A 21,788-nucleotide genomic window follows, 5' to 3' on the forward strand; every position below is an offset into this window, starting at 1 on the left:
CCCGTTCACCGACAGCCGAACGCGGCGCTGCAGCCAACCGTACGTCGCCTCACGCAAAACCGCCAAGAATCAGTCATCAACTTGCCACCTGCGCTTTCTAGTTTCTGTCGGACCCCACCGCACCGAGGAAACACTCATGCGCACGCGCATCCTGGATTGGTTGTTCGCCGCCTGTCTGGTCGGCATAGCCGCCCCGACGCTGGCACAAACGCAAGTACAGGCCCAACACGGTTCCATTGAGCGGGACTTCCGTGAAGAGCGTCTGGATGGCCTGAAGGCTCGACAGCAGGCCAGCGAACGCCGCAGCTGGCGCGCCCCCGACTGGCGGGTCGAGCCGGTGGTATCGATCAACCTGCTCAGCATCAATGATTTCCACGGCCAGCTTTCGCCCCGGAGCGTGGCCGGCCGTCCCGCTGGTGGTGCGGCGGTGCTGGCGGCTTATCTGAAGGCCGCCAGTAACGACAATACCCTCATCGTGCACGACGGCGATCAGGTGGGCGCTTCCCCGCCCAACTCCGCGCTGCTGCAGGACGAACCCTCCATCAGCTTCCTGAACCTGCTGGCAAACGCCCAATGCCGCGCGTTCAGCCGGCAAATGCAGATGCCGCGGAGCGTGCAGCCTTTTGCCCAGCAGCGCTGCAACGTCATCGGTACGCTTGGCAACCACGAGTTCGACGATGGCCGCGACGAGCTGCTGCGCCTGCACACCGGAGGCAACCATCGCAACGGTCCTTTTCTCGAAGATCCGTGGCAAGGGGCGCGCTTTCCGATGGTATCGAGCAACGTGATCGACCAGAGCACCGGCGAATCCCTGTTGCCGCCCTACTCCATCTACTACAGCGAAGGCGTGCGCATCGGCGTGATCGGCGCCGTGCTCAAGGAAACCCCCTCCATCGTCTCGCCGAGCGGGGTGGCCGGCTTGCGCTTCATCGACGAAGCGGATGCCATCAACCAGTCGGTGGCCGAGTTGCGCCGCCATGGTGTGCGCGCCATCGTCGTCGCGCTGCATCAGGGCGGCCAGCAGACCAGCTATGAGGGGCCGACCAATCCGGAAGCCGACACGGTTACCGGCCCGGTGGTCGACATCATCAAGCGCCTGGATGACGACGTGGATGTGGTCATTTCCGGTCACGCTCATGGCTTCACCAACGCTCTGGTGCCCAACGCCAACGGCAAACCGATCCTGGTGACCCAGGCCTTCTCGGCCGGCACCGCCTATGCCGATATCGAACTGACGGTAAGCCGCCGCAGCCGCGATGTCGTCGAGAAATCGGCCGCCGTATTCACCACCTGGGCCGACCAGGGCGTCGGCCTGACGCCAGACCCGGAGGTCGCCGCACTGGTGGCACAGGCCGATACACGCGTCGAGCCGCTGGTAGCGCGCGTAGTAGGCGTTGCCCAGGGCGACATCACCCGCACCGAAACGCCAGCCGGCGAGTCAGCACTGGGCAACTTGATTGCCGATGCTCAGCGTGTGGCCACCGACGCGCAGATCAGCTTTATGAATCCGGGCGGCATCCGTGCGGATCTGGCGGGCGGAGAGGTGTCCTGGGGCGAGCTGTTCGCTATCCAGCCCTTCGCCAACGATCTGGTGTCCATGGACCTGACCGGCGCGCAGATCAAGACGCTGCTCGAACAGCAGTGGATCGGCCAGAGCTACGCGCGCCTGCTCAAACCCTCCGGCATCCAGTACAGCTGGTCCGCCAGCCGCCCCATAGGTAACCGCGTGATCGAAATGCGCGACGCCACCGGCGCGCTCATCAACCCTGCCGCAACCTACCGCGTCACCGTGAACTCCTTCCTCGCGGGCGGCGGCGATAACTTCACCATCCTCAACGAAGGCACCAACCGCGTCGTCGGTCCGGTGGATCTGGATGCGCTGGTGGATTACATCGAAGCCCTGCCGCAGCCGTTCAGCGGGAGCATCGAAGGACGGATCGTGCGGGTGGACTGATTACCCGAGCAAACCGCCGGGCATCGGTCTGCCCGGCGCTTTCGTTACGTGTAGCGGCTGTGGGTCTGCCGCAGAAACAAGGAAGGCGGCCCTGAGCCGCCTTCTTCACATGCATCGATTGCTCACTGGCCGAGCAGACCAGCACCCGATACTGACCCGAAGGCGAAGCCGATGAATTCCTGCACGCTCATCTCTCGACCGTTCAGGGTCACCTTGTCGTTGGCGTAGTGCAGCGAGCTGGCCAGCCGGTCGCCTTGCAGCTGGAACCAACCTGTACCAAGCGCGATGCCGCTGAACATCTCGCTTGTCATCGCGGCCTGCTGCTGCAACGCAGCCGGGTCAGCCTGGACGTCGAGCTGCTCGCGCTGAGCGACAAGGCTCGCCATGTCGCGTACCAGCCCTTTGTCGACACCCGCCTCGGCTTTCAGGGACGTGAGCATGCTGGCGATCATCGCGTCAGGAGTAAAAGCATCCTCGCTCGGGGCTTGCAGGTCGATGATTACGGACAGACGGGCCGCACCGTTGGCCGTTTCGAAACCGAACTCGTCGAGTGCCAGGGTCGGCTTGTGCTCAAGCAGCTGTACGGCACCCATCTGCAGCGCCTGCTGCTGGGCGGCGGTAATGTCGGCGAAGGCGTCCTGCGGGGTGGCGCTGCTGTCGAGCATTTGCGTGTAGCTTTCGATCAGTGCCTTGAGGCTGGCACCATCGAGGTGGCGCAGACTGAGGACAAACGCGATATTGCGGAAACGCTGGTCTTGCACGTCCACCTGACCGATACGGTAGCCGGTCGACACATCAAGGCCGCGCTCGCCCTCAGTCATTGCACCGTTGAACGATGCGTTCTGGATGACCATGGCCGGGTCGTCGCCAGCTTGGATTTCCATACGCTCAAGCGTGACAGCTGACGGCCCCAGGGCGAAGCCGTTGGCGTCTTCATGGTTATCGGCGCTCAGGCCGATGTTGCGCAGGCTAAAGCGTACAGGCTTGCCGCCTTCCCTGCCCTGCAGGTTGATGTCCACTTCCGGCAGCTCGCCATCCATGCGAACAGCAGTGGCGTCTTTGGCCACATCGAAGGTGATGACACCGGGCGCGACACGAACCGTGCCCTGTTCGTCTTGCAGGTTGAACGCAGCCGAGCGCAGTTCACCCTGCTGACTGCCGTCGTAGCCGATGGCGACATCGCTCACCAGCGGGACTTCACCCGATGCGGCTTCGAACAGCTTTTCGGTCAGCGGCGACCGTTCCAGCTGGGCATGGCTTTGCGCCGCAACCGGCATCAGCCGACCACGGGCCAGGCGGGAAAGCGGGAAGGGGCCGTGCTCGAGGTGGTCTTGCATCAGCACCGAATAGTGCCGCGTGTTGCCCTCGTCATCCGGCAAGTGGACATCGACCTGATAGCGGACATCGCTGGACAGAAAACCGCGGTCAAAACTGAGCATCTGTACGGTGACGTCGGCACCGGTGCCAAGGCTCATCTCGCGCAGCTTGCTATTGGCCTGGTCGACCGCGTCGCGCGCGGTGGATTCGACCTGAGTGCTGGTGTAGAACGTGGCGGCCCCGATCAGGGCCAGAGGTACGGCAACGGCGAGTGCGAGCTTTTTCATGAAAGCATCCTGTGCGGCGGCTGGGCAGACATCCTGTCAGCCGATGGTGGGCAAGCGGCGGCACTCTATCAGCGCGCCTGTGCAGGCTCCAGCGCCTCAAGCAGCGGAATCGGAAGGGTGAGAACACGGCAACACATCCAGGTGCCTTCACCATCGATACAGCCCATAGGCGAGCACGCCTAGCCCAAACCCCATTTGCGCCAGCAGCAACGCACGTATGGCAAAGGTGTAGCTGATGACCCTGCTCTGGCCCAGCGCATCGGCGGCAAACAGCCGGTGACTGACCGGAAAATCACTTTCCATCTCCTTGAGCGCCGTGATGGTCAGTTGCAACAGCTGACGACTGCGTGCATCCACCAGCCAGAACACCAGCGCCAGCAGCACGGTAAAAGCCCCCAACAACACCAGCAGCCCCGGCGAGAAGCCCCGCTCCAGCGCCGTCAGCACGCCGCCATCGGCAAAGATCGCCAGCACCACGAAGAAGTTGAACCCCCGCAGGCGCTGCTCGGCATTGAGCTTGAAATGAGCCCAAACGAACTCTCGACTGTCCATGCACGTTCCCTTATCGAAAGCGGCCAAAGTGAACCAACCCTAGGATGACGTTGAGCGAAGCGATACCCCACAGCGATCGTGCAGCCAGCGAGCGCTTGGCGGTGGCGTCGGCTCAGGTGAGCAGCAGCACCTTCGCGTCGCGTTCTCGCCTGCGCTCCATATCAATCGACACCGACAAAGCCACCTGTCTGGTGATGCCACAGACGCGCATAGAGACCGCCCCGCTCGATCAGCTCAGCGTGCGTGCCGGTCTCGATCACCTGGCCCTGGTCGATCACCACCAGCCGATCCATACGGGCGATGGTCGACAGCCGGTGCGCAATGGCGATCACCGTCTTGCCCTCCATCAGGCTGTCGAGGCTTTCCTGTATCGCTGATTCGACTTCCGAATCCAACGCAGAGGTGGCTTCGTCCAGCACCAGGATTGGTGCGTTCTTGAGCAGCACTCGGGCGATGGCGATGCGCTGGCGCTGCCCGCCGGAGAGTTTGACGCCGCGCTCACCCACCTTGGCCTCGAAGCCCAGGCCACCCTGGCTGTCGTCCAGCGTGGCGATAAAAGCATCCGCGCGTGCCTTGCGCGCCGCGGCCCATAGTTCCTCATCGCTGGCGTCGGGCCTGCCGTAGCGCAGGTTGTCGCGGATCGAGCGGTGCAGCAGCGACGTATCCTGCGTGACCATGCCGATGTTGGCGCGCAGGCTCTCCTGGCTGACCTCGGCAATGTTCTGACCGTCGATGAGGATGCGTCCGCTTTCCAGGTCATAGAGGCGCAGCAGCAGGTTGACCAGGGTCGACTTGCCGGCACCGGAAGGCCCGACCAAGCCGATTTTCTCGCCGGGGCGTATGTCGATGGACAGGCCGCTGATCACGCCGCCTTGCTTGCCGTAGTGAAAATGCACATCCTCGAAGCGAACACCGCCCTGCTCCACCTTGAGCGGCTTGGCGTCGTCGCGGTCGACCACGTGCCGCGGCTGAACGATGGTCTGCATGCCGTCCTGCACGGTGCCGACATTCTCGAAGATGCCATTGACCACCCACATGATCCACTCGGCCATGTTGTTGATGCGAATAACCAGGCCCAGCGCCAGGGCAATGGCCCCGGTGGTAATCAATCCCTCGCTCCACAACCACAGCGCCAGCGCGCCGGTGCCGACGATCAGCAGACCGTTCATGCAGGTGATGAGAAAATCCAGACTGGTGATGACGCGCGACTGCAGGCGGAACTTGCCAAGCAGCTCCTGCATGGCCTCGCGCGCGTAGCTTTCCTCTTCACGTGAATGAGCGAACAACTTGAGCGTGGCGACGTTGCTGTAACCGTCCACCACTCGCCCCATTACCTTGGAGCGCGCAGCGGAAGCAGCCGCCGAGCGCGCTCGGATGCGCGGCACGAAGTACCAGAGCGCAGCGCTGTACCCAATGATCCACAACATCAGGGGCACGATCAGGCGCACATCAGCAGCCGCGAACAGATACAACGCGCTGCCGGCATAGACCACGACATGCCACAGGGCATCGATCACCTGCATGGCTGAATCGCGCAGCGAGGGGCCGGTCTGCATCACGCGCTGGGCGATGCGGCCGGCAAAGTCGTTCTGGAAGAAATTCAGGCTCTGCTTGAGCAGATAACGGTGGTTCTGCCAGCGGATCAGATTGGTCAGCCCCGGGTTGATCGCCTGATGGGTCAGCAGGTTGTGCAGGCCGAACACCAGAGGCCGGATGACCAGCGCCACCACCGCCATCCACAGCAATGCGTTGCGGTGTTCGGCAAAGAAGGTTTGCGCGTCATCGGTCGTCTGCGCCATATCAATCAGCTGGCCGAGAAAGCTGAACAACGCGACTTCAATCACCGCCGCGAAAAAGCCGACCACCAGCACGGCGGTCATCAGCGGCCAGACCTGCTTCAGGTAGTGTCTGTAGAAGCGCAGCATCCCGGCGGGCGGCGCGACGTCCGGGCTGGGCTTGAAGACATCGATCAGGCTTTCGAAACGGCTGAACAACATGGGGTACGGTCTGCTCTGGCGAGTGGGCGGGTGGAATCTGAAATACGACTGATCGGGCGCGGCATGTCGGTTGGACGCCCCGAGCCCGCGAGTGTTTCGCAAACCCATGCCCTTCCGGTCGATTCGCATGGGTGGGCAAGCGGGGGCGATGTTCACCCTACGCTACTCCGTATCCCTCTGCCGACACCGGGCATTACGTAGGATGAAAAACGGCGGAGCCTTTTCCACGCGTTACGTCCCGGCTGCCTAGCGACCGGCCTCCGAGCGCAGCGAAGACCGACACGCCGATGGCGGGCAGGCATGATACGGCGGGATCAAGATCGCATGGCCTGCGAATCGTTAGCCAGCAGCGCTCACGGCACGCTTCGAAAGCCAGGCATGAATCAGCCCAGCTTGAAAGAACTGCACCGGAGACGCGAAGCCGCCTGCCTCGATCATGGATGCAATTCTGTGCGGTGGGAGCACACCCACATCATGAGCGTAGGCTCTGCGTATGCGCGCCATCTCCTCAGGCGAAATACCCGCCGCGGCCATCATGTGAACCCAGCCAAGCAACAGCACTTCATAGTCGGCCGACGTCACGTCCGATGCCAGATCGGAACTGGCGAGCGTCCCGCCCGGCTTGAGCTTGGACGCGATCTGTCGAAAGAATTCCGAGCGTGCATGTTGATCCAGGATGAACTGGGACACCAAAAAGCACGTGGCCGCATCATGCGGCTCGGCCGTCGGGAGTGAGTCAAGGTAGCCTTCATGGAAATAACAGCGAGCGGCGAATCCGTCCTTGGCTGCCCGCTGTCGACAGACATCAAGCATGGGCCCGGAAGGCTCCACAGCGGTAAACCGCCACGCGGGATTCCGGCTGGCCAGGTAGGCCATCTCCGCACCCGTTCCCGCACCTACACAGAGAATCCGCGCGTCAGCAGGCAAGTCGGTGAGCAACGCATTCAGAAGGAGATACAAGCAATCGTTGATGGCCGCAGTTTTAGCCCACTGCGAATCGTAGCCGGCGGCCTGCCGATCGAATATGGCCCTGACCTCGTCTTGGTGCATCTCAGCCTCCAGATTCTTGCCTGAACGGCGCGTCTGCACCCGGCGCCCCTTTTGTCGCTACCGACGCTGGTGCTGCATGGCGGCGCCGATACCTGCAACCAGCCCGACAGCGGGACAGGGTTATCTGAAGCTAGCAGCCTTCGGAAAAATAATCTGTCCCGTTTTCCCTTTCTGTCTTGTCACCCACTCCAAGCCCGCTGGCTAGCCATTAATCAGACGACGGCCTCATCGGCGGATACCAGCACGGCGAGTCGCGCCATGCTTTTTCAAAGGACTTCTCTAGCCCGAAAGTATCCATATGAACGACGTTTTTTTTCATCGACGATATAGCGAACGAACCCCAAGCCGTCCTTCACTTGCCCACAACGACCTTGCTGGTCTCGAAACTGCAGATGGGTGCCGTCTGTATGCAGGTAATCAATCACAGCTGCAGTAGCTTCGGGATCGACCGGGACGGTTTTGTAGCCCCAGTTGATCTTTCCAAAAGCGAAAATTGCGACAGCCACCAAGAACATGACCATAAAAAGCAATCTGAACCGAACGCCAATTTTAGTAATGGCGTCGCCTGAGGAGACATTGCGCATGACAAGTTACGCCTCGCTATTAATCGCTAGCCAACAACCACATACCCGCTGACGCTAACAAGCGGACGTTCGGAGAGGACGGAACAGACTGGTATTGGGAGATCTGTCGCCTCGCCTCAAGGCTCGCCCCAGCAAATCTGCGGGGCCTTAACCCACCTACATCCGCTAGCGGTAGAACACCGAAGCGCCGCTGCTAGCCCTTTGGAATCGACTCAGGACGCAAATAAGGCAGCATGTGCGCCACGTAGTCCGCCTTACCGAGGTTGATCCCTTGGTTACGCAAGATCGAATAAGCTGTCATGAGGTGGAAATAGAACTGACCCAGCGTCCAATCACGGGCGTATTGCTCTGCGGTCAGGTCGAAGATCATCCCGTTAGCCAGCTCATGGGCGATTGGCTTGTCCGCGTTCGCATCCAGCGCATCGGCTGCGAGACCTTCGAGCAAGGCGACCGTTTCATCGATCCGGGCGTAGGCATCGGCAAGCGAGCCTGGCTGCTCGCCAGCCTGCCGCCCTTCGTCCAACAGCTCGTTGATGGCAGCCGGAAAGGCCTCGCCTCTCAGCCGGCACATGGCCTCTCGCGCCTGCACACAGGCAAAGCGAACCTGAGTCGACAAAGGAAACATATCCGGTGCCAGCCGTGCCGATAGCAATGCTTGTGCATCGGCTTCCGGCAGCTGGTCCTGTGCCTTCTTCAGCCAGCCTGAGAGGGTTCTGAGCATCTGCGTATAGGTTGGGACGAGGAGTGTTGTTAGCTGCATGGCTTCTTATCTTGTGAATGGGAGCGGAGAGCCTACGCCGATGAAAGTAACCGGAGTGTGAAGCTAACCACTCGAAAATACATCAGCCCCTTTTTCCGAGCTTCAACGCGTGGACAAGCGAAGCGTTGTCCACCCTACGCCACCAAATCCCCCTGATCTGCCCAAGCTCAGGCAGTGCGTAGGTGGAAAACGGCGAAGCCTTTTCCACGCGCAACGTCCAGGCTACCTCGCTACGCCACCAGATCCCCCTGCTCCGCCCAGGCTCAGGCAGTGCGTAGGGTGGAAAACGGCGAAGCCTTTTCCACGCGCAACGTCCAGGCTACCTCGCTGGGTCTTCTTCCGCTACCTCTGCCATCCATAGTGCAGCTTCTTCGAGAGTTTCTTGATTCACAAAGGCCCCGAAAATATCTTCCAATGTTGCTGGGTATGGCATGTGGTTGTTTGCCCTAACGATTAAGCTAGCTGGCAGGCAAAAGCGCAGCTTTTGACTGTCCAGCGAACGAAGTGAGCGAAGTTGAGCGTGTTGTTAGCCGACGTTATGGAACTGCCTTTTGTAAGCCAACACGTGCTCTGGAAATAGACTTTTATACGCGGCGCTCTCCATGCCGAGCGCCGTGATCTCAATGGCTTGCTCATCTAATTGAGACGATAAGTCCTCAATGTGGATGCCACCGCTTGCTTCTATGGGCGTGTTTTCAGCAGTGGTGATAGAGAGAGATGTATGATTTTGGTTCTCGATCGGTGAGCCTTGGAAATCAGCGTATGCGCTTGTAGGTAGAAATAGGCCAAATGCCACACCCATTGACGGGTCGCCGGCCTCTAGGTCCGACCATCCAATTAGTGTTGACCCACAAAATATTTTGAATCGGCCCATAACCTTTCCTTGGCGGCTAACGTTTGACATGAGAGGCGGCGCAAGGGCGCAGCCCTTGTGACGTCCTCTCGATGGAAGGGTTAGACATCGCTGCTGTTGGCCTGCCGATCAGGGATAAGCCCGCGAAAGGTTGTCGTACTTGAGACGCAAGGCAGTGAACTCTCGTGCTGAAGCAACGGAGATGTCAGGTTCGCCAAATCTTTTGCGGATCAATCGATCGAGCTCCGATTCGAATTCCTTCAGCTTGGCTGAGACTGCAGGCTCTTCGTACACGATCATGAGATCAACGTCCTGGTAGTGCTTTCGGCGTATGAAGGAGCCGAAAGCAAATACTTGAATTCTTGGCGGCGGGGCGGCCTCTCGACATAGTTGTTTGAGGTCGTTTATTCGTCGCTCGCGATCGGCTCGAAGCAAAAAGTTTAAGTACTGTTCCCCGCTCTGATGAATAGCACCCATAAACTCACCAAGCATGAACAGCCCAATTCCGCGCTCAATACACAGCTCTTTAGCCGAATCAGAGTATTGGCCGGCAGGGCTAGAGCAGATGATCGCGTTAACGGCGGGATCGACCTCAAGAACGCGCTCTAACGTGTAGTCGGTGAAGTAGTAGGTGTTGGTTACGAAGACCTTGAGTTTGCGTCCGTCTCGGAGTTCAACGAGCATAGTGCCACGATTGAGCTCTTGAAGATTTTCTATTGCACTGTGACCGGAGAGAAATTCTTCGACGAACTTCTTGACCGTGTTGTATCGGAACTCCAGTTCTTCTTGGGCAACAACTTGAGGAGGTGGTGAGTCGATACCAAGTCGCGTCTTGACGAAATGATCAAAGCCTCGCGGGAACAGCTTGTAGTCGTTGATCTTTTGATCTGTTAAACAGTTGTCTTGGAACGCATCAACATGAATCTTGTACTCAAGCATCCTAGGGTAGACGTCCCACGGATATGGGAAGTTTCGCTTGTTGCCTTCTATGAGAGCAATGATTCTTTGATTGTTTGGAAGGATCGTATCCAAGCAACGCTTCTTCCAAACCTCCAGGCCGTCACCGCCCAGGCCGCCAAGAACGCTTTCTGAGTACGGGCCGCATTCTCGGAACAGTGCTGCGTTCTCTTCTAGAAGATCATTGACTTCAGCTAAAAGGGCGCGCTCGTCTTTGATAGTTGGAACGGCAAATAGCGACGTGATTTTTCTCGCGTGCGCGGTCTTCCAAGCTTGCATCTCTTCGACGGTGAAGCGTCTGTCCAGCTCGTCGACCACCTTGTGGCACTCCAGGCAGAGCATGATGAGGTTGGGGATCCCATCCCTATCAATGTGCTCTGCAAGTTCATGATCGCTTCTCGGGCCAGAGCTCCCATGTCCGATGATGTGCGCCACGTTCGCAAGGCTTACCGACTCCTCTGCAACTTCCCGAAAGAGTGGCTTGTTGCAGGATGGGTTCTGACAGAAGCCGCCGCACTGTGCCCACAGCTGCCGGGCAGTATTCAGTGGAATTGACTTTCGAGTGGTGGTCATCGGGTGCGAGCCTGCTGGGTACGGATGGTGATGGCTAACGTTTGGTTAAGGGGCGGGCTTTAGCCCGTTCCAGTGAGCAAAGCGAACGATTTGAACCACTGGTTAGGCATGCGGACTACCAGTTCTCTCGTAGTTTTCAATGTATCTTTCAATGTTCATAGCTGTACCAGTTGGTATGAGCTTCCCTGTCTCTCGCTCCACGATGATTGGTGCATTCCCTGCTATTGCGTACCTAATATCGTGGGTTTCTAGCCACAGCTTCGATGTGTGGAAGATGACCCAGCCCCATGGTTTCTCGATAGTATTTTCTTCGACAATTATTATTTCATCGCCTTCGGGCAGCCAATCAAATTCGCCACAGACTGCTTCTAGAACGAGTGTGAGCGACTTCTTTCGTAACCATGTGAAAGCCTAACACCTGAGTTAAGCCGCGCCCCGAAGGGGCGTCGGCTTGGACGAATTGTTAGGGCTCACTCCGTCCACTGTGGATTCCACACCACTTCCCACACGTGACCGTCGGGATCGCGAAAATAGCCCGAATACCCGCCCCAGAAGGTGTCATGGGCTGGTTTGACAACGACCGCACCGGCTGCCGCCGCTTGATCCATAACCTGCTCGACTTCCTTTCGGGACGCGACGTTATGGCCCAAAGTCATATCCGTGGAACTGCCGGCTGTCAGCGGAAGGCCGGTATCGTGCGAAATGCTAGCGCGTGGCCAGAGAGCGAGACGCAACCCCTGCTGTAACTGGATGAACACCACAGCACCACATTCGAACTCCTTTCCCACGACTCCTTCGGTGGGAAATCCAAGCCCATCGCGATAGAAGCGTAGTGATGCTTCAAGGTCAGTGACGCCCAACGTGATAACAGTGACTCTGGGCTGCACGCTATCTCTCCTGTGAGGCCTAACGTTTGGTTAAGGGGCGGGCTTTAGCCCGTCCCAGCGAGCGCAGCGAGCGTTTTGAACCACTTGTTATATGCATTTGTCGATTATGTTTGACAGCACTTCATGCTCTGCAATTTTAGCCTGGATTCGAATCCTTTCTGCCAGTATGAGTGAAATTATTATCGCAATGAACGTCATAAAAAATGCTGGTGGACTTTTTAGGAAGTCACTGAATACAACATTCAAAGAGCTAAGGCCTAGTACTGAGATTGCGCTAATGGCTATTAGAATAAAGTTGCTGCGCTCAGTAAGAGTGGAATTTGTGTTCTTCAGTGCTAGTTGGTGAGCTTTTAGCTCTGCAGTTGTGACAACTTTCTTTGAAATAAGCTCGGAAAGCCAAGCCACATCGTGACGGGCATTAGCAGATTCTCGCTCAAGAAATTTTTCCCAGTAGGTTTCCGACTTAAATATTCGACTGAATAAACCTGGCAAGGTATAGAATTTATCTTTTGTGTGTGTGTTGCGCTCTAGTGTGTAGGCCTTTTGAAACTCTTGAAAATTTCTCATGATTTTATTAATACATATAACTATAATTAGACACCATTTGGTGTATAAGACGCCGGACGGGCGTGGCGTATAACATTCCTTCTACGCCTATCCGAACAGCTCTAGCATAGGCGCTACAACGTTATCGGCATCCGTTCGGAATGTTATACACCATGATTTTTTCAGCTGGATGCGCACCATTCCGCTGCTTCGGCATCTGGTTCAAACACAGCAAGGGCCGGAGCGTTACCGGCCCGTCCTCGTGTCTACCGCCCAACCTCCAACATGATCTTCCCGATGTGCTTGCTGCTTTCCATCAGCCGATGGGCTTCAGCGGCTTCAGCGAGGGGGAAGGTGGCGTGGATCACGGGGTGGCACAGGCCTTGGTCCAGTAGGGGCCAGACCTTGGCGCGCAGCGCCCTGGCAATGTCTGCTTTTTCCTCGCGGCTGCGAGGGCGCAGGGTGGAGCCGGTGAAGGTCAGGCGCTTGCGCATGATCGGCATGGTATCGAGTTCGACGCGGCTGCCTTTGAGGAAGGCAATCTGTACCAGGCGGCCTTCCACTGCGAGGGATTTGACGTTGCGGGGGATGTAGTCGCCGCCCACCATGTCGAGGATGACGTCCACGCCGTTGCCGTCGGTGGCCTGTTTTAGCACATCGACAAAGTCTTCTTCGTGATAGTTGATCACCCGATCCGCACCGGCGCGCCGGCAAGCGTCGGCCTTTTCGCCACTGCCGACGGTGGTGTAGACCGTGGCGCCGAACTGCTTGGCCAGCTGGATGGCGGTCAGGCCGATGCCGCTGGAGCCGCCGTGTACCAGGAAGGCTTCGCCGGGTTGCAGGCGACCGCGCTCGAACACATTGCTCCAGACGGTGAAGTAGGTTTCCGGCAGCGCCGCCGCTTCCAGTAGTGACAGCCCGGCGGGCACCGGCAGGCAGTGTTCAGCCGGGGCCACGCAATATTCAGCGTAGCCACCGCCGGGTGTCAGCGCGCAGACCTGATCGCCGACTTTCCAGCCGTTGACTTCGGCACCGAGGGCGACGATCTCGCCAGAGATTTCCAGACCGAGCAGGGGCGAGGCGTCCGGAGGCGGCGGGTAGCTACCGGATCGCTGGAACACGTCCGGGCGATTGATGCCTGCATAGGCCACCCGCACCAGGACATCCTGCGGGCCGGGTTCTGGCACTGAGCCTTCAGCCATTTGCAGGCACTCGGGGCCGCCGCCGGGGCGGTGATCGATATGACGCATGGTTTCAGCACTCATACATTTTCCTTCATAAGCAGTTTATAGCGGCATTGATTCAAACCGGCTCGGTGGTACACGGTAGCCCCCGCGCGTCGCCGAGCCAACCCTGGTAGGTCAGGCTGATCCGAGGGGGCTGGTCGAAAGGCAGCATCTAGGCGTTCAGCAAAGCCAGGGTCATGGCGCTGATAGGCCGGTACATGGCCTGCGCAATGCCTAGAGGGCGGCGTCAACTGACGTTCGAGCCCAACATCTCCCCGACCTTCTGGGCGAACACATCGATTGCGAACGGCTTGGTCATCACAGCCATGTCCGGCCCAAGGATGTCGTTGGCGGCGAAGCTTTCAGCGTAGCCTGTGGCGAAGAGCACTTTCAGGCCGGGGCGTTGTTGGCGGACGAGTTCCGCCAGCTGCCGGCCGTTCATGCCAGGCAGGCCAACGTCCGAGACCATCAGGTCGATCCGCTGCTGGCTTTCGGTGATCAGCAGCGCTTCGGAAGCTTCGCTAGCTTCCAGCGTCTCGTAGCCGAGGTCGTTGAGCACCTCGACCACCAGCGAGCGGACCACGGGTTCGTCTTCCACCACCAGAATCGTCTCGCCGGTGCCCTGTGGCGTGCGTTCAGGCTTCACTTCCACAGTCGTCGTCTCGCCATGATGGACAGGCAGGTACAGGTGCACGCGCGTGCCGTTGGACGGCTTGGACTCGATCTGCACGTAGCCTTTGGCCTGTTTGATATAGCCGTAAACCATCGAGAGCCCAAGGCCGGTGCCCTGGCCGATCGGCTTGGTGGTGAAGAAGGGCTCAAATGCCCGCTCGATCAACTCCGGCGCCATGCCCGTGCCGGTGTCGGCGACCGTCAGCAGCACATAGTCGCCTGCTATCAGGCCGGGTCTGTCGGGGTCTGGCTCATCACCCATGAGAAAACGTTTGGTGCGCAGGGTAACGCGTCCCCCATGGGGCATCGCATCGCGCGCGTTGATGACAAGGTTGATCACGGCGCTTTCGAGTTGGTTGATGTCCATGCAGGCCGGCGGTAGCCCGGCACTCAGCTCGGTGACCACCTTGATGTTTTCGCCGGTGGTGCGACGGAGCAAGTCTTCCAGCGAGGCGACTAGCTGGTTGACATCGACCGGTTTGAGGTCGAGTGCCTGCTGTCGAGCAAACGCCAGCAGACGTTGCGTTAGCGCAGCGGCACGCTGAGCCGAGCTGACGGCGGAATTGATGTAACGCTCGATATCTACGGTTTCGCCCCGCTGGTGCCGCCTCTGCATGAGGTCAAGACTGCCAATAATGCCGGTCAGCAAGTTGTTGAAATCATGGGCGATGCCGCCTGTGAGCTGGCCGACGGCTTCCATTTTCTGTGACTGGCGCAGGGCCTGTTCGGCTCGGCTGCGCTCGGTTACCTCAGCGGCCACCCGGGCTTCGAGGGTCTCATTGAGCTGGCGCAATCTGTGTTCGCTGACGCGCAGGGATTCTTCGGCACGCTTACGCGCACTGATGTCGCTACAGGCACCCGCCACGTATGAAAGATTGCCGCTGGCGTCACGGAAGGCGCGGGCCCTACACACCAGCCATTGTTCTTTGCCAGGCCGCGCCAGACGGAACTCGACGGTGAGGTCCCGCGCCTGGCTGTATCGCTCGAAGGCGAAGCGAACCCGTGCTCGATCGTCCGGGTGAACGTGCTCGATGAAGCGCTCGAAGGTGTCGAGCTTTTGCTCCAGGCTTAAACCGAAAATCTGCTCGAGTGCACTGTCAACATACAGGCTGCTGTCGGCCAGATACCAATTGAAGGTTCCGGTGCCGGACGCTAGCAAAGCGGCGCGAAAGCGTTCGTCAGAATGTCCAAGTGTCGTAGCGTCCTGGCTCAGGATCTGTTCAGTGACGTCTTGCGTCTGGTGAATGATGCAGGTGACGTCGCCTCGCTCATTGAGCACAGGCACATTGATGGGGCTCCAGTAGCGAACTTCGAACCCGCCACCCTCTGAGGCTGGCCGAGGAATGTCGTATTTCGTAATCGCCATACGGTCCGGCGCGCGCGTTTCCAGTACACGCTCCAGCGAGGCGCGTAATACACCTGTGCCGGATGCTGCCGTTTCTTCCGGGTTGTTTCCGAACACCTCGAAAATCGATCGACCGATGCATTCCTCGCGAGTCGAGTTGGTTGCCTGCAGTCGAGCATCACTAGCCGCCAACATGATGAACTCCGGATCTGCGGAGAGAATCAGGTTGATGTTTGGCAGGGCTTTGAAAATTGCCTCAAGGTCTAGTGTTCGGCTCATCAGGACGGCAGGTCTGTTAGTTGGTTCGACTGATGGAGGTTCCGGATGGCGGATACAACGCCTCGCAACGGAAGGCGCCTGCCCAGGTGCAGCGCCAGGCTGTGAAAGACACCGTAAGCGGTAGTGATCGGGTATCGCCGGGCTTCACTATGGCCCAGATCAGCGTTCGTCTTCAGGCTGTTTGGGCATGGGAATCGCGACGCTGCTTTCGATGCTGCCAGCGGTTGCATCGCCCTCTTTGTAAAAAGGCTCCATTTCGTCACGGGCCTGCGCCCAGTGTTCTTGTTCCTGTCCTTCGGGACGGCCCTTGGCTTCCCATATTTCATGGGCGCGTTCGCGGATACGTTGTTCGTCTGCCATCTGTCTAACCCTCGCTGTGCTGATCGAGACGCCGTTGCGCGACGCCGCGGCGCGGTTCGGTGTTTTCACATCTCGTATTCAGCAGAGAGGATTAGCAGGCGGATGGTTCCGGTGCAGACAAGCAAGCCGACGAAAGTCCTAGCAAAAGGGTGGGACGTTCAGCCACAAAGCGCAGCGCTATTTTCGGTGAGCAAGTTTGCCACGAAGGTGCTCGAAGGGCGCTAATCACGTCCTCATTATCCACTACTGACAAGTCGAGAGCGGTGTCTGGCCGTAAGCCACCGCCCCTCCAGTCGGCACAACCTTCAAGTAAAACTTGAGCCGGCCGATACATTCGCCAAAGGCACATTGTGCCGCTCACCCAGCCGCTGCGTTAGTGGCCCGTTGCACCTCAACCGCACCGTCGCCGACGGCTCGGCCTCTCCGATCATCAAGGCAGCGATCCTATGGCTGGTGCCCCAACTCCGATAAATGAAGCGCAACGCCAGCTGCAGGTGACGCAACTGTGCCGGCTCGATACGACGCCAGACGATGTGTTCGAGCACATCGTGACCATGGCGGCGGAGTATTTTCAAACTCCGATTGCGCTGATCTCGATCGTCGACGAACAACGCCAGTGGTTTACCGCGCGGGTCGGCTTGCAGGCCAGGGAAACGCCGCGTCGGGACTCGTTCTGTGCCTATGCGATCCTCGCCAATGAGCCGTTCCAGGTGCTTGATGCATCGCTTGATGCACGCTTTTGCGACAACCCTCTTGTGACTGGCGAGCCGGGCATCCGCTTCTATGCGGGCATGCCATTGGTTACGCCGGAGGGGCTCGCCCTTGGCAGTTTGTGCATCATCGACACCAAGCCGCGACAAGCGATGACGCCACATGAATTATCAATGCTCGGCCATTTCTCCAAGCTGGCCATGGCGCGCATTCTTTCACTGCGCAACGCCAATTTCATTGATGCATCCACCGGGTTGCTTAACCGGTCGCGGCTCGAAGACGACGTAGCGCGGTCAACCGCAAAAGACCGCCATGGAAATGTACTGGTGGTGGTCGATGTGATCGGGCCGACACTCTTGAACGACATCATCAAGGTGCTGGGTCATGGCTTTGCCCAAGCGCTGATGCTGAGCATGAAACAGACGCTGCAAGCGCAGCTCCCGTTCCAGTGCGAACTGTATTGCATCAGCCCGAGTCGGTTTGCCTTTCTGGTCCCGGATGCGCCACATCGCGAGCTGACACCACTGTATGACCGGATCATCGCGGCATTCGACGCGCCGGTGCAGTGCAATTCGATCCCGATCAAGACACAGGTCGGTCTCGGCGTGCTGCCGCTGCACAGCGGGGTGCTGGAACAGGACTGGCTGCGACTGGCGATCACGTCGGCAGACGACGCGCGGGAGCGCGGCATCGGCTGGTCGCCCTACGAATCCCGGCTCGATGCGGCCCAGCAGCGGGCCTTCACTTTGCTCAGCGGTCTCGCCGAGGCGCTGCACAGCAAGGGGCAGCTGCGGTTGGTTTACCAGCCGCGCATCAGCCTGGAGGCCGGCCACTGCACCTCGGTCGAAGCGCTGCTGCGCTGGGACCACCCGACGCTCGGCGCCATTGGGCCTGCCGAGTTCATTCCGCTGGCCGAGAAGACCGCGCTGATTCGCGAGCTGAGCCTGTGGGTGGCCGAGGCTGCGGTCATGCAGGCGACGGCCTGGCAGCGCCAAGGGGCAAGGTTCAAGGTCGCGATCAACGTATCGGCATCAGACCTGGACAGCCCGGCCTTTGCCGACCGCGTCATCGAATTACTGGGCAAACAGCGTATCGACCCGGCGAGCCTGGAGGTGGAGTTCACCGAGAGCGCGCTGATGCGCAACCCCGGCGAAGTCAGCCGCCAGTTGCAGCGCCTGCGCTCGTTGGGCGTAGAGGTGGCCATTGATGATTTCGGCTCCGGCTACAGCAACTGGACCTATCTGCGCGACCTGCCAGCCACGACGGTCAAGCTCGATCAATCCTTCATCCGCCACCTGGGCGATGACGAAAAGGATCGTCGACTGGTGCGGACGATCATCGACCTGGCCAAGCGTTTGGAATTGCGTGTCGTTGCAGAAGGTATCGAGACCCAAGCGGTGCGCGACCTGGTGACCCGCTGGGGTTGCGACGAGGGGCAGGGCTATCTTATCGCGCGACCCATGGCACCGGAGCTATTGCTGGGCTGGGTGACAGAAAACGCCCAGGCGATGAACGTGGCCAGCTCTCGCTCGGTCTTGCCCACGTGATCAACGCCGTGCGGCGCATAGGCATCGAGCACAGCCCGATTGACGAATAGCCAGCGACCTTCGCCGTGCCATTCCAGCTCGGCGCAACGCACCTCACTCCTTGGATTGCTGCGCCTCTTCGCTGACGCGCACGGCCAATTTCGCGGCTTCGATGTCGTCCAGCAGGTAGCGCTCGTTGCCCTGCTCATCGGTGACGCGAAACACGATCTCGACAGCGGGGCCGCGCAGATGCCCCGGGATATCGTCGCCCTGAAGCTTGGTCACGGTGACGGGCATGGCGGTCTCCTTATGGCAATAACATAGAGACCAAACCTCGCGCCTACCGATCCCTGAATCGGCCAAGCGGCTGTGTTTGCGCGCCCGCTAATCGACCAGACGCAGCGCCTGCTCGCGCTCGATCTGCAACTCCATGGCATAGCCCGGCTGCTCGACGCTGCGGAAGTCGCGCGTGTAGCGCCGCGCGAATTCGCCGACGCCCCATTGCAGGTATTGCTCGACGTGTTTGAGCTCGTGCGCCCAGAGCGCAACGTTATCCTGCGCGTCGGCCTCGTTGCGGAAAACGATAATGTCGATCAGCGTCACCGCCGCTATGTCAGGGTTGCGCAGCAAGGTGTTGGCGGCCGTCAGCACATTGTCGTCGCCGACCCGGTAGCGGGCGGTTTCAAGTACAGCCAGGTCGAAGTAGGGCTCGAGCTGCGAGCGGATATGCAGCGGAATAGGGTGGGTGTCCTGCAGCATCAGCTGAGCGTGTGACTGGCGGATCCATGTTTCCAGCCCAGCTGCCGCCAACCATTGCACCTGTTCATGCAGCGGCTCGTAGTGCTGCGGAGAGACCGGCACGCAGGCGCAGCCCCCCAGGCAGAGCGGCTGCTGGCCAGGGGCGCAGGCAGTTTGCGCCTGGCTCGAGAAGATCGACGAGCCGAGCACGCAGGCGAATGCTGCACTCAGGAAACGGAAGCGGGATGTGGCGAACACGAGCGTTCTCTTCGAGCGGACCAAGGCAGCCCGAAGGGCCGACCGGCGCGCACTATAGCCGCGCCGGTAGCCAAGGCGAAGAGGCGCTGACGTCCGGTCAGAGCACCGGCGAGGCGGCGCTGACCACGCGCAGAGCGAGGCCTTCGTAAGGGTCGAGATTGAAAGTCATCTCGCCGTTTTCGGTCAGGTCGCCTTCGATGCTTTCGTGGATGATGTCGACCACCGGACCGGGCGCAACGCCGGGAAGCGTGACGGTTTCGCTGATGGTTTCGGCGCTGAAGTTGAGCGCAGTGATCTGCACGCCCTTGCCGGCTGGCAACTCATGGACCATGACCAACAGCCCCGGGGCCTGGACGTCCGGAATCAGGATCTGCTTGCTCGCGGCAATATCGTAAGCACGCCGCACGCTGAGGATGCGCTTGAGCTGACAGGCGAAGGAGCCGGTGTTCTTCAGTTGCTCAACCAGGCTCCCGTACAGCGAACGCGCCTTGGGTAGACCTTCGCTGGAGACCTCCACCTCGGGTGCGATATCGGCCAGGTCATAGCCGCCGCGGTGCAGCCAGCGCGTGTCGCCATCGGCCATCAGGTGTTCGACCTGCTCGGCTTCCAGCGGCAACGCACCGACCAGATCCCAGCCGGAGAGGGCGAACACGCCGGGCTGCATGGCGTTGAACATCACCAGCAGGATGTGCAGGCGCTGAATCTGTTCGATATCGGCCGCGCTGATGGTATTGAGGTCGCGGATACCCAGCGCCGCGGTGATGACACTGACGGTGGTGCACGACACGCCGTTGGTGACGAACTTGAGGTTGTAAGGCGCGTGCTCGCCAGTCAGGCGTTCGTACATCTCCTCGCGGATGTGCTCGCGCAAGATGCCGCCCGACAGCGTTTGGCCGTGATAGTGGTAATGGTCGTAGGCATGCAGTGTCCAGAAGTGCACCAGCTCCAGGGTCAGCTCGTCGTGGTTCTGCATGGCATGGATCAGCGATGCCGGGTCGATGCCGAACGCGTGCACTTCGCGCAGCATCAGCCGCAAAAATTCGGTATCGCCCGTGACCAGGGCGTGGTGATAGGCCGGACGTGTGATGAAGTCATAGGACAGATCGGCGCCGCCATGGGACATCGAAGCAATGTCGTCGATGGTCAGGTTCAGCTCCTGGAAGCTGAAGCCGCCGGCCTTGCGGATAGCACCCGCGATCAGCTGGTTTCCGGTCACCGAGAGAGGGTGGCTCTCGGACCAGGCGGTTCCTTCAGCGCGGCGCTCGACGCCGAGGAAGCCGTTGGCGTCCAGGCGCAGCACCCGCGCGCCGGAGACATCAATGGCATGCAGCGCATCGCCGATGATCAATTGCTGCGCGGCGAACGTCGGGTCGAGCCAGTTCAGCGACGGCTGGCCTTCCTTGAAGTAGTGCAGATAGACCCAGCGCCGGCGCTTGCCGTCGACGCCGGTCACGATGCCAGTCACGCTCCAGTCGGTGTCCTTGATGCCCGGCTCGAAGAAAATCACGCGCTGCAGCTGGCCGACGATGTAATGCTTTTCCTTAAGCTGATCGACCACCGGCGGTGGCAGGTTGATCGCGTCGCGCCCCTTGGGCACGTCCGGCAGCAAGGGCCAGTCTTCCTCGTTGATCTCGACCATGTGGTAAAGACCGGGGTAATCACCGTAGGCCATCTCGGCGAGTCGGAAGTCCGCGCCTTTGCCGGTGTGCGCCGGAACGATGTCATCGATGACGATCGCGTTGTGCGCGGCGGCCATGCGGCTGAGCTGTTGCATCTCCGCCTCGGTGCCAAGGTTCGGGTCGATATCGAAGCTGATGCGGTCGAAATTGCCATCGATGGTCGGCGTGTACTCGCGCCCGCGCAAGCCACCGGATCGCTTCATCGGACCGTTGTGAATACCTTGTACACCAAGCTCGGAGAGCGCACTCCAGAGGCGATCGTCGCCCAAGGCCTGCAGCACCGAGCCGCCTTCGGGTGTGATGATCGCGGCCGGATAGGCGGTAAACCACACCGAGGAGATCGCGCTGGCATCGCGTGGCCGCGCCTGGGCATAAGGGCGCTGCCATAGCCGCGCCTGGCCTGCATAGAGACGGGCCCTATCACGGGCGGCTTTAAGCATGGACTGGCTTTCCAGCCACTCGACGTAGGTATTGTCTGGTGTGCTCATAACGATGTCTGGTTCCCGGTGCGCTGAGGGAAATGTAGTCGTTTGAGTCGAGTGAGCCGGCATCGTTGCATCGAAATCGAGATGCGTTGAAGCCATACGCTGTGCCGGTCATGACAGCAATGACAGGCGACCTGCCTCTACGCACGCGGGTGCGCGCCGGCTGGCGCGCCGACGCGGTGATACCCACCG

Annotated in this window: 19 protein-coding genes and 1 pseudogene; 3 read left to right on the forward strand and 17 right to left on the reverse strand. The window is 59.9% G+C overall.

What is annotated here, in order from left to right; all coding sequences use genetic code 11:
* Positions 1–136 precede the first annotated feature (136 nt).
* Positions 137–1,954 (forward strand): bifunctional metallophosphatase/5'-nucleotidase, encoded by a 1,818-nt coding sequence (locus JQR87_RS19695; RefSeq protein WP_407294014.1) that lies wholly within the window; start codon positions 137–139, stop codon positions 1,952–1,954.
* A 122-nt stretch (positions 1,955–2,076) separates the two neighbouring features.
* Here the strand turns inward: JQR87_RS19695 and JQR87_RS19700 are convergent, their stop codons facing one another.
* From JQR87_RS19700 to JQR87_RS19715, 4 genes are all read right to left on the reverse strand, one after another.
* Complete coding sequence (locus JQR87_RS19700) at positions 2,077–3,558, reverse strand: YdgA family protein (protein WP_407294012.1); 1,482 nt, start codon at positions 3,556–3,558, stop codon at positions 2,077–2,079.
* Between the two features lie 147 nt (positions 3,559–3,705).
* Positions 3,706–4,110 carry a hypothetical protein gene (locus tag JQR87_RS19705; RefSeq protein WP_407294010.1) on the reverse strand — a complete coding sequence of 135 codons (405 nt, stop codon included), beginning with the start codon at positions 4,108–4,110 and terminating at the stop codon, positions 3,706–3,708.
* 161 nt (positions 4,111–4,271) lie between these two features.
* Positions 4,272–6,107 (reverse strand): ABC transporter ATP-binding protein, encoded by a 1,836-nt coding sequence (locus tag JQR87_RS19710; RefSeq protein ID WP_407294008.1) that lies wholly within the window; start codon positions 6,105–6,107, stop codon positions 4,272–4,274.
* Positions 6,108–6,446: 339 nt separating this feature from the next.
* Positions 6,447–7,157: a class I SAM-dependent methyltransferase gene (locus JQR87_RS19715; RefSeq protein ID WP_407294005.1), complete on the reverse strand. Its 711-nt coding sequence runs from the start codon at positions 7,155–7,157 to the stop codon at positions 6,447–6,449.
* 30 nt (positions 7,158–7,187) lie between these two features.
* On the opposite strand from JQR87_RS19715, the pseudogene JQR87_RS19720 reads away from it, so the two are divergent.
* Positions 7,188–7,266: pseudogene (locus JQR87_RS19720) on the forward strand (hypothetical protein); the annotation flags it as partial.
* 157 nt (positions 7,267–7,423) lie between these two features.
* Here the strand turns inward: JQR87_RS19720 and JQR87_RS19725 are convergent.
* The 10 genes from JQR87_RS19725 to JQR87_RS19770 all read right to left on the reverse strand — a co-directional run bounded on the left by JQR87_RS19725 (position 7,424) and on the right by JQR87_RS19770 (position 16,199).
* Positions 7,424–7,741, reverse strand: a complete 318-nt coding sequence (locus tag JQR87_RS19725; protein ID WP_407294004.1) for a hypothetical protein — start codon at positions 7,739–7,741, stop codon at positions 7,424–7,426.
* Positions 7,742–7,934: 193 nt separating this feature from the next.
* On the reverse strand, positions 7,935–8,501 hold the full coding sequence (locus JQR87_RS19730; RefSeq protein ID WP_407294002.1) for a DUF1993 domain-containing protein: 567 nt from the start codon (positions 8,499–8,501) through the stop codon (positions 7,935–7,937).
* 526 nt (positions 8,502–9,027) lie between these two features.
* Positions 9,028–9,375, reverse strand: coding sequence for a hypothetical protein (locus JQR87_RS19735; RefSeq protein WP_407293999.1), 348 nt, complete (start codon positions 9,373–9,375; stop codon positions 9,028–9,030).
* A gap of 108 nt (positions 9,376–9,483) precedes the next feature.
* A complete protein-coding gene (locus tag JQR87_RS19740; protein ID WP_407293996.1) occupies positions 9,484–10,884 on the reverse strand; it encodes a nucleotidyltransferase domain-containing protein in 1,401 nt (466 codons plus the stop codon).
* Positions 10,885–10,986: 102 nt separating this feature from the next.
* A complete protein-coding gene (locus tag JQR87_RS19745; RefSeq protein WP_434157913.1) occupies positions 10,987–11,226 on the reverse strand; it encodes a YrhB domain-containing protein in 240 nt (79 codons plus the stop codon).
* 128 nt (positions 11,227–11,354) lie between these two features.
* Positions 11,355–11,771 carry a VOC family protein gene (locus tag JQR87_RS19750; RefSeq protein ID WP_407293994.1) on the reverse strand — a complete coding sequence of 139 codons (417 nt, stop codon included), beginning with the start codon at positions 11,769–11,771 and terminating at the stop codon, positions 11,355–11,357.
* An 87-nt stretch (positions 11,772–11,858) separates the two neighbouring features.
* Positions 11,859–12,338, reverse strand: coding sequence for a hypothetical protein (locus JQR87_RS19755; protein WP_407293992.1), 480 nt, complete (start codon positions 12,336–12,338; stop codon positions 11,859–11,861).
* Positions 12,339–12,583: 245 nt separating this feature from the next.
* Entirely contained in the window at positions 12,584–13,582 is a 999-nt protein-coding gene (locus JQR87_RS19760; RefSeq protein ID WP_407293990.1) for an NAD(P)H-quinone oxidoreductase, read from the reverse strand.
* A gap of 208 nt (positions 13,583–13,790) precedes the next feature.
* Entirely contained in the window at positions 13,791–15,839 is a 2,049-nt protein-coding gene (locus JQR87_RS19765) for an ATP-binding protein (RefSeq protein WP_407293988.1), read from the reverse strand.
* 159 nt (positions 15,840–15,998) lie between these two features.
* Positions 15,999–16,199, reverse strand: a complete 201-nt coding sequence (locus JQR87_RS19770) for a DUF2934 domain-containing protein (protein ID WP_407293986.1) — start codon at positions 16,197–16,199, stop codon at positions 15,999–16,001.
* A 446-nt stretch (positions 16,200–16,645) separates the two neighbouring features.
* Between JQR87_RS19770 and JQR87_RS19775 the strand changes: the two genes are divergently transcribed.
* Complete coding sequence (locus JQR87_RS19775) at positions 16,646–18,457, forward strand: sensor domain-containing phosphodiesterase (protein ID WP_407293983.1); 1,812 nt, start codon at positions 16,646–16,648, stop codon at positions 18,455–18,457.
* 93 nt (positions 18,458–18,550) lie between these two features.
* Here JQR87_RS19775 and JQR87_RS19780 read toward each other — a convergent pair whose 3' ends face one another.
* The 3 genes from JQR87_RS19780 to treS form a co-directional block, all read right to left on the reverse strand.
* A complete protein-coding gene (locus tag JQR87_RS19780; protein WP_407293981.1) occupies positions 18,551–18,733 on the reverse strand; it encodes a hypothetical protein in 183 nt (60 codons plus the stop codon).
* An 87-nt stretch (positions 18,734–18,820) separates the two neighbouring features.
* Positions 18,821–19,405 carry an eCIS core domain-containing protein gene (locus tag JQR87_RS19785; protein WP_407297880.1) on the reverse strand — a complete coding sequence of 195 codons (585 nt, stop codon included), beginning with the start codon at positions 19,403–19,405 and terminating at the stop codon, positions 18,821–18,823.
* A 124-nt stretch (positions 19,406–19,529) separates the two neighbouring features.
* Positions 19,530–21,599 carry a maltose alpha-D-glucosyltransferase gene (gene treS, locus JQR87_RS19790; RefSeq protein ID WP_407293979.1) on the reverse strand — a complete coding sequence of 690 codons (2,070 nt, stop codon included), beginning with the start codon at positions 21,597–21,599 and terminating at the stop codon, positions 19,530–19,532.
* Positions 21,600–21,788: the final 189 nt, after the last annotated feature.

This window comes from Stutzerimonas stutzeri, from assembly GCF_051028275.1.
GTDB classification, from domain to species: domain Bacteria; phylum Pseudomonadota; class Gammaproteobacteria; order Pseudomonadales; family Pseudomonadaceae; genus Stutzerimonas; species Stutzerimonas stutzeri_AS.

Coding starts and splice junctions, on each gene's coding strand:
- JQR87_RS19695 (WP_407294014.1), top strand. CDS start 137: ATGCGCACGCGCATCCTGGATTGGTTGTTCGCCGCCTGTCTGGTCGGC.
- JQR87_RS19700 (WP_407294012.1), bottom strand. CDS start 3,558: ATGAAAAAGCTCGCACTCGCCGTTGCCGTACCTCTGGCCCTGATCGGG.
- JQR87_RS19705 (WP_407294010.1), bottom strand. CDS start 4,110: ATGGACAGTCGAGAGTTCGTTTGGGCTCATTTCAAGCTCAATGCCGAG.
- JQR87_RS19710 (WP_407294008.1), bottom strand. CDS start 6,107: ATGTTGTTCAGCCGTTTCGAAAGCCTGATCGATGTCTTCAAGCCCAGC.
- JQR87_RS19715 (WP_407294005.1), bottom strand. CDS start 7,157: ATGCACCAAGACGAGGTCAGGGCCATATTCGATCGGCAGGCCGCCGGC.
- JQR87_RS19725 (WP_407294004.1), bottom strand. CDS start 7,741: ATGCGCAATGTCTCCTCAGGCGACGCCATTACTAAAATTGGCGTTCGG.
- JQR87_RS19730 (WP_407294002.1), bottom strand. CDS start 8,501: ATGCAGCTAACAACACTCCTCGTCCCAACCTATACGCAGATGCTCAGA.
- JQR87_RS19735 (WP_407293999.1), bottom strand. CDS start 9,375: ATGGGCCGATTCAAAATATTTTGTGGGTCAACACTAATTGGATGGTCG.
- JQR87_RS19740 (WP_407293996.1), bottom strand. CDS start 10,884: ATGACCACCACTCGAAAGTCAATTCCACTGAATACTGCCCGGCAGCTG.
- JQR87_RS19755 (WP_407293992.1), bottom strand. CDS start 12,338: ATGAGAAATTTTCAAGAGTTTCAAAAGGCCTACACACTAGAGCGCAAC.
- JQR87_RS19760 (WP_407293990.1), bottom strand. CDS start 13,582: ATGAGTGCTGAAACCATGCGTCATATCGATCACCGCCCCGGCGGCGGC.
- JQR87_RS19765 (WP_407293988.1), bottom strand. CDS start 15,839: ATGAGCCGAACACTAGACCTTGAGGCAATTTTCAAAGCCCTGCCAAAC.
- JQR87_RS19770 (WP_407293986.1), bottom strand. CDS start 16,199: ATGGCAGACGAACAACGTATCCGCGAACGCGCCCATGAAATATGGGAA.
- JQR87_RS19775 (WP_407293983.1), top strand. CDS start 16,646: ATGGCTGGTGCCCCAACTCCGATAAATGAAGCGCAACGCCAGCTGCAG.
- JQR87_RS19780 (WP_407293981.1), bottom strand. CDS start 18,733: ATGCCCGTCACCGTGACCAAGCTTCAGGGCGACGATATCCCGGGGCAT.
- treS (WP_407293979.1), bottom strand. CDS start 21,599: ATGAGCACACCAGACAATACCTACGTCGAGTGGCTGGAAAGCCAGTCC.